13 protein-coding genes are annotated in these 11946 nt (G+C 69.8%); all 13 read right to left on the minus strand.

All coding sequences use genetic code 11. From position 1 onward, the window contains the following. Window positions 1–115: 115 nt before the first annotated feature. The 13 genes from IEZ11_RS42905 to IEZ11_RS42965 all read right to left on the minus strand — a co-directional run bounded on the left by IEZ11_RS42905 (window position 116) and on the right by IEZ11_RS42965 (window position 11797). Window positions 116–931 (minus strand): F0F1 ATP synthase subunit delta, encoded by an 816-nt coding sequence (locus tag IEZ11_RS42905; RefSeq protein ID WP_189268503.1) that lies wholly within the window; start codon window positions 929–931, stop codon window positions 116–118. Next, window positions 928–1473 carry a F0F1 ATP synthase subunit B gene (locus IEZ11_RS42910; protein WP_189268504.1) on the minus strand — a complete coding sequence of 182 codons (546 nt, stop codon included), beginning with the start codon at window positions 1471–1473 and terminating at the stop codon, window positions 928–930. The genes IEZ11_RS42905 and IEZ11_RS42910 overlap by 4 nt, the downstream gene beginning before the upstream one ends. A gap of 37 nt (window positions 1474–1510) precedes the next feature. Then, window positions 1511–1762, minus strand: coding sequence for an ATP synthase F0 subunit C (gene atpE, locus IEZ11_RS42915; protein WP_093499060.1), 252 nt, complete (start codon window positions 1760–1762; stop codon window positions 1511–1513). A 76-nt stretch (window positions 1763–1838) separates the two neighbouring features. After that, a complete protein-coding gene (gene atpB / locus IEZ11_RS42920) occupies window positions 1839–2675 on the minus strand; it encodes a F0F1 ATP synthase subunit A (RefSeq protein ID WP_189268505.1) in 837 nt (278 codons plus the stop codon). 210 nt (window positions 2676–2885) lie between these two features. Continuing rightward, complete coding sequence (locus IEZ11_RS42925) at window positions 2886–3317, minus strand: Cg1360 family ATP-synthase-associated protein (protein ID WP_189268506.1); 432 nt, start codon at window positions 3315–3317, stop codon at window positions 2886–2888. Between the two features lie 302 nt (window positions 3318–3619). After that, entirely contained in the window at window positions 3620–4984 is a 1365-nt protein-coding gene (locus IEZ11_RS42930) for an MraY family glycosyltransferase (protein WP_189268507.1), read from the minus strand. 150 nt (window positions 4985–5134) lie between these two features. Then, the gene (gene glyA / locus IEZ11_RS42935; protein ID WP_189268508.1) at window positions 5135–6379 is read right to left on the minus strand and encodes a serine hydroxymethyltransferase; all 1245 of its coding nucleotides are present in this window, start codon (window positions 6377–6379) and stop codon (window positions 5135–5137) included. 260 nt (window positions 6380–6639) lie between these two features. Continuing rightward, on the minus strand, window positions 6640–7323 hold the full coding sequence (locus tag IEZ11_RS42940) for an arsenate reductase/protein-tyrosine-phosphatase family protein (protein WP_189268509.1): 684 nt from the start codon (window positions 7321–7323) through the stop codon (window positions 6640–6642). After that, entirely contained in the window at window positions 7320–7967 is a 648-nt protein-coding gene (locus IEZ11_RS42945; protein ID WP_189268510.1) for an L-threonylcarbamoyladenylate synthase, read from the minus strand. Before IEZ11_RS42945 ends, IEZ11_RS42940 begins: the two co-directional genes overlap by 4 nt. Window positions 7968–8019: 52 nt before the next feature. After that, the gene (prmC, locus tag IEZ11_RS42950) at window positions 8020–8859 is read right to left on the minus strand and encodes a peptide chain release factor N(5)-glutamine methyltransferase (protein ID WP_189268511.1); all 840 of its coding nucleotides are present in this window, start codon (window positions 8857–8859) and stop codon (window positions 8020–8022) included. A gap of 82 nt (window positions 8860–8941) precedes the next feature. After that, complete coding sequence (prfA, locus tag IEZ11_RS42955) at window positions 8942–10018, minus strand: peptide chain release factor 1 (RefSeq protein WP_189268512.1); 1077 nt, start codon at window positions 10016–10018, stop codon at window positions 8942–8944. A 114-nt stretch (window positions 10019–10132) separates the two neighbouring features. Beyond that, window positions 10133–10357 carry a 50S ribosomal protein L31 gene (gene rpmE / locus IEZ11_RS42960; protein WP_030049623.1) on the minus strand — a complete coding sequence of 75 codons (225 nt, stop codon included), beginning with the start codon at window positions 10355–10357 and terminating at the stop codon, window positions 10133–10135. A gap of 306 nt (window positions 10358–10663) precedes the next feature. Continuing rightward, window positions 10664–11797 carry an LCP family protein gene (locus IEZ11_RS42965; RefSeq protein ID WP_189268513.1) on the minus strand — a complete coding sequence of 378 codons (1134 nt, stop codon included), beginning with the start codon at window positions 11795–11797 and terminating at the stop codon, window positions 10664–10666. Window positions 11798–11946: the final 149 nt, after the last annotated feature.

Consider the following 11946-nt stretch of genomic DNA (forward strand, 5'->3'; position numbering starts at 1 on the left):
CCTTGTTGGGCCCGAAGTTTCACTTGGGGGGTCTGGGGGCGACCCCCAGGATTCTTCTTGTACGGCCCAACCGGGCCGTCGTAAGTACGTACTGCTCTTCTGCTGTACCGGGGTGCTAGCTCGCCATGCGGCGGGCCGCGTCCTCCAGCCGGTCCGCGATGGAACCGTTGATGAGCTCGTCACCGACCTGCACCCGGATCCCGCCGACGACCTCCGGGTCGACGTCGAGGTTGAGGTGCATCGTGCGGCCGTAGAGCTTCGCGAGGGCGGCGCCCAGGCGCTGCTTCTGCGGCTCGCTCAGCGGCACCGCCGAGGTGACGACGGCGACGACCCGGCTGCGACGCTCCGCGGCCAGCTTGGACAGGGCCTCCAGGCCCGCTTCCAGGCTACGTCCCCGCGGCACGGTCACAAGGCGCGTGACCAGACGCTCGGTGACCGGCTTGGCGCGGCCGCCGAGCAGCCGGTGCAGCAGCTCGGTCTTCGCGGCGACGGTCGCCTTGCGGTCGGTCAGCGCGGCGCGCAGCCCGGTGTTGGAGGAGACGATCCGGCCGAACCGGAACAGCTCGTCCTCGGCGTCGTCCAGCGTGTTGGACTTCTCCGCGGCCGTGAGGTCGGCGGTGTTCGCCAGCTCCTCCAGCGCGTCCACCAGGTCGCGGGGCTGCGACCAGCGGGAGCGGACCAGGCCGGACACCAGGTCGGCGGTGGTCTCGGAGACCTGGCCGCCGATCAGGCGCCGGACCAGCTCGGCCTTCGCCTCGCCGGCCTGTGCCGGGTCGGTGAGGACCCGGCGCAGGCCTCCCTCGCGGTCGAGCAGCGCGGTGACGGCCGCCAGCTCGTCGGCGAGCCGCGTCGCGTCCACGGACGAGGAGTCCGTCAGCGCGTCGAGACGCTCACGTGCGGCTGCCAGGGCATCGCGGCTCGCTCCGTTCATCGCGCGGCCTCGGCCTTCTCCTCAAGCTCGTCGAGGAAGCGGTCGATCACGCGGCTCTGCCGGGCGTGGTCCTCGAGGGACTCGCCGACCAGCTTGCCGGCCAGGTCGGTGGCCAGGTGGCCGACGTCCTGACGGAGCGCCTGCGCGGCGGACTTGCGGTCGGCCTCGATCTGCGCGTGACCGGCGGCGACGATCTCCTCACGCTGCCGCTGGCCCTCGGCGCGCATCTCGGCGATGAGCGCGGCGCCCTGCTCCTGAGCCTCCTGGCGCAGGCGCGCGGCCTCGTGCCGGGCCTCGGACAGCTGCGCCTTGTACTGCTCAAGAACGCTCTGCGCCTCGGTCTGCGCGGCCTCGGCCTTCTCGATACCGCCCTCGATCGCCTCGCGGCGCTGCTCCAGAACCTTGTTGATGTTCGGAAGGAGCTTCTTGGCGAGGAAGCCGAAGACGATGACGAAGGCGATGAGGCCGATGACGAGCTCTGGGATCGGCGGGATGAGGGGGTTTTCGGCCTCCTCAGCCGCGAGCTGAACCAGGGGGCTCATATCAGTGCCTTTCGTCTATTGGTGCGCGACGGTCGGGTCAGGAGGTCGGGTAGACGAACGGCATGACCAGACCGATCAGGGCGAGCGCCTCACAGAAGGCGAAGCCGAGGATCTGGTTGGCGCGGATCAGGCCGGCCGCCTCGGGCTGGCGGGCGAGCGCCTGGGTGCCGTTGCCGAAGATGATGCCGATGCCGACGCCCGGGCCGATCGCGGCGAGGCCGTAACCGATCGAGCCGAGGTTGCCCTTGATCTGGGTGGCGGCGAGGGTGGCCTGCGCAAGAGCGGACATGCCGGTTCTTCCTTCTCTTTCAAGGACCGGTGGGGGTTGGCCACCGGATGTCATGAGTGGTGGGGCGGGTTGGCGCTCAGTGGTGCTCGGCGAGCGCGCCCTGGATGTAGCTGCAGGTCAGCAGTACGAAGACATAGGCCTGGACAGCCTGGATGAAGAGCTCGAAGGCGGTCATCACGAGGACCATGACGAACGAGACACCGGAGTACGCGATGCCGATGCCGTTCAGCATGTACCAGCTGGCGATCGTGAAGAGCAGCAGCAGGGTGTGACCGGCGAACATGTTCGCGAAGAGTCGCACGGCGTGGGTGAACGGCCGGACGATGAGGTTCGAGAAGAACTCGATCGTCATCGACAGCGGGAGGACCCCGCCGAGCGACTTGTCGTAGCCGGTGACGTTCTTGAAGAAGCCGACGAAGCCCTGGCGCTTGAAGGTGAGCGCGACCCACGTGATGTAGACGAGGCCGGCCAGGACCGCGGGGTACGAGATGATCGCGGTGACCGGGAACTGGGCGACCGGGATGATCGACCAGAGGTTCATCATCCAGACGAAGAAGAACAGCGAGACGACGAACGGGACGTACTTCTCGCCTTCCTTCTTGCCGATGGTCTCGTAGACGACGCCGCGCCGGACGAAGTCGTAGCCGGTCTCGGCGATCATCTGGAGCTTGCCCGGGACGACCTTCGGCTTGGCGAAGGCGGCCCAGAAGAAGCCCACGATGATGATCGACCCGAGCAGCGCCAGCAGCATCGTCTTGTTGAAGTACAGGTTGCTGTCCGCGTCGCCGAACAGCGGCTTGAACAGGAACGAGTGCAGGCCCGGAGCCGGGAAGCCACACCCGTCGAACAGGTGACAGCTCGTGTCGAAAGCGAGCGTCTGCGTCGGGTCAGCACTCACCGCGGGCTCCTTCATCGTGGCGCATGGATACGGCAACCTCGTTGTGTCGGCGCGGCGCATGGCCGCGGTTCGGCACGGGACTGGTGTTACAGATGTGGGGGCGGCTGGGGGGCATCTCGCCTCGCGATTGAGCAGGCGTCAGCTCAGATGCCCGCGCCCGCGATGCCGCAGTTGGCACCGGACGATAGCAGCATCTCTCGTACGGCTTTATCCCGGCCCTACCTCTCACGACGATTGTCCGGACTTCTCAGACTTCTCGGACTTCTCGGGTTCGACGTAGAGGATCTTGGCCTTCATGTGGGCACGGGTCTGTGCCGCGATCCACGCGAGCGTGGCGACCACGAGCGTGATGGCGAAGGCCCGGGGGTTGAACAGCGTCGTGTTCTTGAACAGGGCCATGAAGATGACCAGCAGCAGAAGCTGGGCCGCGTAGAGCATCAGGCCCATCATCTGGAAGAGCTGCGGCATGGACCTGGCCGTGCGCTGCAGGACGTAGAGGCCGATCCCCATGAAGAGGATCACGATCACCGTCCCGACGACCGCGCCGATCGCCCCCTTGCCGCCCGCGACGACACCGCTGACGACGGCTGCGAGCACGCCGACGGCGGCCGTGGGTACGGCGGCCTGGGCCAGGATCCGGGCGTCATTGGACGGCATGGCGGCAACTCCGCTTTCACAGGGGGGCAGGTGTCGTCATGGACGAGCGTAGTCCCGGTCGGAGGGTCGAAGACCTCACGCTGACGGACCGTCGCAGTCGGGTCCTTCGACTCTGTCCGGGGTTCTCGTGAACCGTATCACAAACTATTTGATGAGGTCTTTACCTCGTAGGTGTGCTCGCTGTCACACATGAGAGTGAAGCTGCGCGTCTGAGCGGAAACCGGGCCGTTGTGTCTGGTATTGGGGTGCTTTACTCCCCCACGACTTGGCAATGCTCTAGTCAGATTCTTACCTTGGCGGGGTCAGCGCGAGGTCTCGGAAGTGTGCCGTTCCAGGAAGCGCGAACGGGCCCCGATGGCGGTCGCGCCGTTGGCCGAGGTCACTGCGGCGGCCACCGGAGCAAGCGGCCCGGCGGGCTGCTCATCGCACTCCGGTTCCTCAACGGCCGCCGTCGGCTGGGGAGTTGTCGCGGCCGGCGCCGTGGCCGCCGCGGCCCGCGCACGGCGCCGGTAGCGGGGCGGCACGACGCCCTGCGCCCACATCGGGGCGCGCGGTGTGAACCGCGGCAGCAGGAGCAGCCCGAGGCCCACCGCGCTGAAGAACACCACACCGAGCACGATCCACATGGACGCGGAGTTCACGGAGTAGGCCAGCGCCCCGAAGGCGATCAGGGCCGCCCAGAAGTACATGATCAGCACGGCCCTGCTGTGCGAGTGGCCGACTTCCAGCAGCCGGTGGTGCAGGTGCCCGCGGTCGGCCGCGAACGGCGACTGGCCGCGCCAGGTGCGCCGCACGATCGCCAGCACCAGGTCGGCGGCGGGCACCGCGATGATGGTCAGCGGCAGCAGCAGGGGGATGTAGACCGGCACCATCTGGTGCACCGCGTTGCGCTCGGACCCCGCGAACAGGTTCATCACGTCGGGGTCGACCTGGCCCGTGACCGAGATCGCGCCCGCGGCCAGCACCAGGCCGATCAGCATCGACCCGGAGTCGCCCATGAAGATCCGCGCCGGGTGCATGTTGTGCGGCAGGAAGCCCAGGCACATGCCCATCAGGATCGCCGAGAACAGGGTCGCCGGGGCGGCCGCCTCGATGCCGTACGAGTACCAGATCCGGTAGGCGTACATGAAGAACGCGGCGGCCGCGATGCACACCATGCCGGAGGCCAGGCCGTCCAGGCCGTCGACGAAGTTCACCGCGTTGATGGTGATGACCACCAGGGCCACCGTCAGCAGGGTGCCCTGCCACGGGGTCAACGCCACCGTGCCGACGCCCGGGATGGGCAGCCAGAGGATCGTCAGACCCTGCATGACCATGACGCCCGCGGCGATCATCTGACCGCCCAGCTTGATCAGCGCGTCGATCTCGAACTTGTCGTCGAGCACACCGATCAGCCAGATCAGGGCCGCGCCGGAGAGCAGCGCCCGCGGCTCGTTCGACTTCTCGAAGACCTCGTTGAGGTTGGACATGTGGTCCGCGACCAGCAGCCCCGCACACAGGCCGAAGAACATCGCGATCCCGCCGAGCCGCGGAGTGGGCTCCCGGTGCACGTCACGTGCCCGGATCTCCGGCATGGCCCCCGCCACGATCGCGAACTTCCGCACCGGCCCTGTCAGCAGGTACGTCACCGCGGCCGTGATGCAGAGCGTCAGCAGGTATTCACGCACAGGCTTCCCCACATGTCTCGCTGGCCATCACAGCCCCACACCCTAGCGAGGGACGCATATGTGTGGGGACTTCCGGGTAGCGACGATGGTTGCACGGGTGGCTGTGAACCGGGCGTACAACGGGGTGTACGACGCTGCGCCTACCCCGTCTCACCCGGGATACGGCGGAAATCTACCGGTGAGCTCCCGCACCTCGTCACGCGCCCTCCCCACATCAGTGACTCCGCTCACCACGCCCGCCAGCAATGCCGCGATCCGGGTCATCTCCGCCTCCCCCATGCCCTGCGTGGTCACCGCGGCGGTGCCCAGCCTGAGCCCCCGCGCGTCACCGTGCGGCAGGGCACAGCAGTCCAGCACGATCCCGGCGGCCGCCAGCCGGCCCCGGGCGGCCTTTCCCCCGGCCCCGAGCGGCGCCGGGTCGACGGTGATCAGATGGGTGTCCGTGCCGCCCGTGGTGACGGCCAGCCCCCGCTCCGCCAGCCCGGCCGCGAGGACCCGCGCGTTGGCGACCACCTGATGGGCGTACGCGGTGAACGCCGGTGTCGCCGCCTCGCCGAACGCGACCGCCTTCGCGGCGACGGAGTTCATCTGCGCGCCGCCCTGGGTGAACGGGAACACCGCCCGGTCCAGCCGCTCGGCCAGTTCCGGCGCAGCGCACAGCAGCATCCCGCCGCGCGGCCCGCGCAGCACCTTGTGCGTCGTCGCGCACACCACGTCGGCGTACGGCACCGGGTTCGGCGCCGCTCCCCCGGCGACCAGCCCGATGGGATGGGCGGCGTCGGCGATCAGGTAGGCGCCCGCCTCGTCGGCGACCTCGCGGAAGAAGGCGTAGTCGATGTGCCGGGGATAGGCGATGGAGCCGCACACGATCGCCTTGGGCCGGTGGCTGCGCGCCAGCGCCCGCACCTGGTCGTGGTCGATGAACCCGGTCTCGGCGTCCACCCCGTACGCCACGAAGTCGAACCAGCGGCCGGAGAAGTTGGCCGGGGAGCCGTGCGTGAGATGACCGCCGTAGGGCAGCCCCAGGGCCAGCACGGTGTCACCGGGGCGCAGCAGGGCGGCATACGCGGCGAGTACGGCCGACGACCCGGAATGGGACTGCACGTTCGCGTGCGCGGCGCCGAACAGGGCCTTGGCCCGGTCGACGGCGAGGCGCTCGGCCACGTCCACGATCTCGCAGCCGCCGTGGTACCGGGTGCCCGGATATCCCTCGGCGTACTTGTTGGCGAGCGGCGACCCGAGGGCCGCCAGCACGGCCGGGGAGGTGAAGTTCTCGGCGGCGATCAGCTGCAGCGACGTCGACTGCCGGGTGAGCTCCCCCAGCACGATCTCGGCCAGCTCCGGGTCCTGCCGGCGCAGCAGATCGCCCTCGGCGAGGGCAGAGGTGACCGACATGGCGGGCTCCGGGCGGTCGACGGTGACGTATGACCAATGTAGGCCCGGTACGGGGCGGTCGCGCGGTGTGCGCGTACGGCTGGGGAGGGTCGCCGTCCCGCCGCCGGAGGGGCGGTTGCGGCCGGTCGCGCGGCTGCGGGTGCGTGGGGGTTGCTCGCGCAGTTCCCCGCGCCCCTTACGGGGCGCCACCACCGGCCTCCGTCAGGGCGGAACGGGTGGGCACGGCCGCCGGCGCCGGGGCCTGTGCGGGGGACAGTCGGTTACATCCGCGCCGGGACGCCGGTCAGCGCCGTGACCACCGGGTCCAGCGCCTCGTGTATCTCGTCGCCGATCGACTGGAAGAACGGCAGCGGGGCGCCGTACGGGTCGTAGACCTCGTCCGCCTCCGCCGTGGGCGCCAGCAGCCAGCCGCGGAGCGCCGCGGCCGCACGGACCAGCGCACGCGCCCGGACGACCACGCCTTCCGACGTCGGCGGCAGGGTCGCCGGGTCGATCGCGCGGACCAGGCGGGTGAACTCCTTCAGCGTGAAGGTACGCAGGCCCGCCGAGTGACCCATGGAGATGACCTGGGCGCGGTGGTCACGGGTGGCGGTCAGGACCAGGTCGGCCCGGATCACGTGCTCGTCGAGCAGTTCGCGGCCCACGAAGCCGGAGGCGTCCGCACCGAAGTCGGCGAGGACGGCCTCCGCGTTGGCCTCCATGGGCGCGCCCTCGTGCCCCCAGGTACCCGCGCTCTCCACGACCAGCCCGCCGCCCAGGAAGGCGCCGAGCCGGTCCGTCACGAGATGGCGGGTCAGCCGCTCGGTGATCGGCGAGCGGCACACGTTGCCGGTGCTGACGTGGAGGATGCGGAAGCTGTCGCGCGGCAGCCCCACGAACGTCGTCGTGATCTCCGCCGCGCGCTCCCCGTTGCCTATGCCACGCCCCGCGTCAGGGGCTGTCAATTCGCCACCTCAAGGTCGGGTACGACCTTCCGCAGCTCCTCCGCCGAGATCGCGCCCGCGCGCAGCAGCAACGGAACTTCGCGGGTGACGTCGACGATCGACGAGGGCACGTTGCCGGGGGTCGGGCCGCCGTCGAGGTACACGGAGACGGAGTCGCCGAGCATCTCCTGCGCGGCGTCACAGGTCTCCGGGGACGGGTGGCCGGTGAGGTTGGCGGAGGACACGGCCATCGGGCCGACCTCGGTGAGCAGCTCGATGGCGACCGGGTGCAGGGGCATGCGCACGGCGACCGTGCCCCTGGTGTCGCCCAGGTCCCACTGCAGGGACGGCTGGTGCCTGGCGACCAGCGTCAGGGCACCCGGCCAGAACGCGTCGACCAGCTCCCAGGCCAGCTCGGAGAAGTCGGTGACGAGACCGTGGAGCGTGTTCGGGGACCCGATCAGCACCGGGGTGGGCATGTTGCGGCCCCGCCCCTTGGCGTCGAGGAGGTCGGCGACCGCCTCCGAGGTGAACGCGTCGGCGCCGATGCCGTACACCGTGTCGGTCGGCAGCACCACCAGTTCGCCCCGGCGGACGGCGGACGCGGCCTCGCGCAGACCCGTCACGCGGTCGGTCGCGTCGTTGGTGTCGTATCGCCGTGCCATGTCTAGCGGGCCTCCTCGTACACGTACAGCTGGAAGGGAGTCTGCGGGGTGCTCACGGCAGCGCCTTGCGGGCGGTCGCGAAGCGGGGGCGGTTGTTGAGGTCCGGGTGGTCGGCCGCGTCGGCCCAGCCCCGCTCCTCGGTGAAGATCCACGGCACCTGGCCGCCCTGGGTGTCGGCGTGCTCGATGACGACGACACCGCCCGGGCGCAGCAGCCGGTGCGCGGTGCGTTCGATGCCCCGGATCAGGTCGAGGCCGTCCTCGCCGGAGAAGAGGGCGAGCTCCGGGTCGTAGTCGCGGGCCTCGGGGGCGACGTACTCCCACTCGGTGAGCGGGATGTACGGCGGGTTGGAGATGACCAGGTCGACATGGCCGTCGAGGTCGGGGAAGGCGTCCAGGGCGTTGCCCTGGCGCAGGTCGACCCTGGAGTCCGCCATGTTCTTGCGGGTCCACCGGAGCGCCTCCTCGGACAGCTCCACGGCGTGCACACGCGAGCGCGGGACCTCCTGGGCGAGGGCGAGCGCGATGGCGCCCGAACCGGTGCACAGGTCCACGATGCGGGGCTCGACCACGTCCATCGCGCGCACGGCGTCTATGGCCCAGCCGACCACCGACTCGGTCTCCGGGCGCGGCACGAACACGCCCGGCCCCACCTGGAGTTCGAGATACCGGAAGTACGCCCGCCCGGTGATGTGCTGGAGCGGCTCGCGCTGCTCCCGGCGGGCGATGACCTCCCAGTAGCGGGCGTCGAAGTCGGAGTCCTTGACGGAGTGCAGCTCGCCCCGCTTCACGCCGTGCACGAACGCGGCGAGCTCCTCCGCGTCGTTGCGCGGCGAGGGCACGCCGGCGTCGGCCAGTCGCTGGGTGGCCTGGGCCACCTCCGCGAGCAGCACTCGTCGGGGGCTTGGGGGTCGCCCCCCGAAATGTTGCTGCACGCTGGTCCTCCGTGTTGTACCTCGTACGTGCGTACGTGTCTTACGCGGCCGCGAGCTTGGCGGCCGAGTCCGCGTCGACGCAGGCCTGGATCACCGCGTCGAGGTCGCCGTCCAGGACCTGGTCCAGGTTGTACGCCTTGAAGCCCACACGGTGGTCCGAGAGACGATTCTCCGGGAAGTTGTACGTGCGGATCTTCTCGGAGCGGTCGACGGTGCGGACCTGGCTGCGGCGGGCGTCGGCGGCCTCCCGCTCCGCCTCCTCCTGTGCCGCGGCGAGCAGCCTGGAGCGCAGGATACGCAAGGCCTGCTCCTTGTTCTGCAGCTGGCTCTTCTCGTTCTGGCAGGAGGCGACGACTCCGGTGGGAATGTGCGTGATGCGCACGGCGGAGTCGGTGGTGTTGACGGACTGCCCGCCGGGCCCGGAGGACCGGTAGACGTCGATGCGGAGGTCGTTGGGGTTGATCTCGACGTCGACCTCCTCGGCCTCGGGCGTGACGAGCACACCGGCGGCGGAGGTGTGGATCCGGCCCTGCGACTCGGTCGCCGGCACGCGCTGCACGCGGTGCACGCCGCCCTCGTACTTCAGCCGCGCCCAGACGCCCTGACCGGGCTCGGTGGCACCCTGGCCGCCCTTGGTCTTCACCGCGACCTGGACGTCCTTGTAGCCGCCGAGCTCGGACTCGGTGGCGTCGATGATCTCGGTCTTCCAGCCGACGCGCTCGGCGTACCGGAGGTACATGCGCAGCAGGTCACCCGCGAACAGCGCCGACTCGTCGCCGCCCGCTCCGGCCTTGATCTCCAGGATCACGTCCTTGTCGTCGGACGGGTCCCGGGGGACGAGCAGCAGGCGCAGCTTCTCGGTGAGCTCGTCGCGCTGCTTGTCCAGCTCCTTGACCTCGGCGGCGAAGTCGGGGTCGTCGACGGCCAGTTCGCGCGCGGTCTCGATGTCGTCGCCGGTCTGCTTCCAGGAGCGGAACGTGGCGACGATCGGGGTGAGCTCGGCGTAGCGCTTGTTCAGCTTGCGCGCGTTGGCCTGGTCGGCGTGGACCGACGGGTCGGCGAGCTTCTTCTCCAGGTCTGCGTGCTCGACGACGAGTTCCTCGACGGCCTCGAACATTTTTGGCTCCTGATACTGCTACGGCGTACGGAAAGGAAGGCGGGCGACCAAAAACGCCGGTCCCGGGCACACCCCTCGCGGAGGCGTGGCCGTGGACCGGCGAAATGGAGCTCGCTACTTCTTGGAGCCGGCGGCAGCCTTGCCGAAGCGGGCCTCGAAGCGGGCCACACGGCCACCCGTGTCGAGGATCTTCTGCTTGCCCGTGTAGAACGGGTGGCACTCGGAGCAGACCTCGGCGCGGATGGTGCCGCTGGTGATCGTGCTACGGGTGGTGAACGACGCGCCACAGGTGCAGCTGACCTGCGTCTCGACGTACTCGGGGTGGATCTCGCGCTTCAAGGTGTCTCCTAGATATCGGGAGGGCACCGGGTCGCCTCCGCGGGCTTGCGGGGCGTGAACCGGGGCCGACGTACCAGTCTGCCAGGGCTGGCCGCATCTCCCAAAACCGGGGGGATCGGGGAGGTATTCCCAGGGGTGGGGGCGAGGGTCGCGCCCATGGGGCGGGGACGGATTCGCCGTGCGCGAGTGCGGGTGCCTGGGGGCTGATCGCGCAGTTCCCCGCGCCCCTGAAGGGGCGCTACGGCTGACACCCCTGAAAGGGGCGCGGGGAACTGCGCGACAAGCCCGCGCGCACCCGCAGCCGGACTACGACGTCACGACCCCCTTGGCCTGCCCCGTCGCCGTCCCCTTCGTCGCGCTCGCCGGGATCGGCCTGTCGTTCTTCAGCGCCGCCCACACCCGCTTCGCCTTCGCCTTCGCCACTATCACCCGGTTCGGGTTCGCCGGGTCGTACTCCACCGGCATCGTGACCATGTGCATGTTCTTGGCGCTGATGGACTTCAGGCCGTTCGCGAAGTCGATCAGGGAGTTCACCGAGCCGATGTCGGAGTCGGTGGTGACCGTCCTCGTCGCGGTGTCGGCCAGGTCGTACAGCTTCTTGGGGCTGGTGAAGACGCCCACCTGCTTGACCTGGTTGATCAGCGCCTTGACGAACGCCTGCTGGAGCTGGATGCGGCCCAGGTCGGAGCCGTCGCCGACGCCGTGCCGGGTGCGGACGAGGCCGAGCGCCTGCCTGCCGTCGAGCGTGTGGGTGCCGGCCTTGAGGTCGAGGTGGCTCTCCCGGTCGTCGATCGCCTTCGTCGTGGTGACCTCGACCCCGCCCAGCTCGTCGACGAGCTTCTGGAAGCCGGAGAAGTCGACCTCCAGATAGTGGTCCATCCGGATGCCGGTCATCGACTCGACGGTCTTGACCGCGCAGGCCGCGCCACCCGTGGAGTACGCGGAGTTGAACATCACCCCGGTCGCGGCGGAGTGCGTGGTGCCGTGCGCGTCGGTGCAGGCGGGGCGGTCGATCAGGGTGTCCCGGGGCACGGAGACCACGGCGGCCTTCTTGTGGCCCTCGTAGACGTGGACGATCATCGCCGTGTCGGAGCGGGCGCTGCCGTCGTCGGTGCCGCCGCCGAGCTTCCTGTTGGAGCCGGAGCGCGAGTCCGAGCCGAGGACCAGGATGTTCTCGGAGCCGTTGTCGACCTTGGTGGGCCGGTCGGTGCCGAGCGCCTGGTTGATGTCGACGGTCCTGAGGTTGCCGTTGAGCTTGAAGTACAGGTAGCCGACGCCGGTGCCGCCGAGGACGAGGATGCCGGCCGCCGTCCAGGCCGTGACGAGCAGCGCCCTGCGGCCCCGGCCGGGGGGCTTGCGGCGGCGGCCCTTGCTGCGGCCGCCCGGGGCGTTCGCACCGGCCTCGGGTATGACCGGCTCCGGCGTGCTCTCGGGGGACATGGGCTCCTCTGTTCTCGTACGACTGCTCGGTTACCCCCTGCTTTCAGGGTCAGGCCCGGCGTACCAGGATCATCGGCACGTACCGGACCATCGTCGCTCCGCCTGGTCAGACGGCGAAACTCGGGAAAGGGTTGCACAACGCGGTGTGC

Origin of the sequence: Streptomyces fuscichromogenes, from assembly GCF_014645815.1 — a bacterium.
GTDB classification, from domain to species: Bacteria; Actinomycetota; Actinomycetes; order Streptomycetales; family Streptomycetaceae; genus Streptomyces; species Streptomyces fuscichromogenes.

Excerpts from the sequence above, each read along its gene's own strand:
- IEZ11_RS42905 (WP_189268503.1), bottom strand. The coding sequence starts at position 931 with ATGAACGGAGCGAGCCGCGATGCCCTGGCAGCCGCACGTGAGCGTCTC.
- IEZ11_RS42910 (WP_189268504.1), bottom strand. The coding sequence starts at position 1,473 with ATGAGCCCCCTGGTTCAGCTCGCGGCTGAGGAGGCCGAAAACCCCCTC.
- atpE (WP_093499060.1), bottom strand. The coding sequence starts at position 1,762 with ATGTCCGCTCTTGCGCAGGCCACCCTCGCCGCCACCCAGATCAAGGGC.
- atpB (WP_189268505.1), bottom strand. The coding sequence starts at position 2,675 with ATGAAGGAGCCCGCGGTGAGTGCTGACCCGACGCAGACGCTCGCTTTC.
- IEZ11_RS42925 (WP_189268506.1), bottom strand. The coding sequence starts at position 3,317 with ATGCCGTCCAATGACGCCCGGATCCTGGCCCAGGCCGCCGTACCCACG.
- glyA (WP_189268508.1), bottom strand. The coding sequence starts at position 6,379 with ATGTCGGTCACCTCTGCCCTCGCCGAGGGCGATCTGCTGCGCCGGCAG.
- IEZ11_RS42945 (WP_189268510.1), bottom strand. The coding sequence starts at position 7,967 with ATGGCACGGCGATACGACACCAACGACGCGACCGACCGCGTGACGGGT.
- prfA (WP_189268512.1), bottom strand. The coding sequence starts at position 10,018 with ATGTTCGAGGCCGTCGAGGAACTCGTCGTCGAGCACGCAGACCTGGAG.
- IEZ11_RS42965 (WP_189268513.1), bottom strand. The coding sequence starts at position 11,797 with ATGTCCCCCGAGAGCACGCCGGAGCCGGTCATACCCGAGGCCGGTGCG.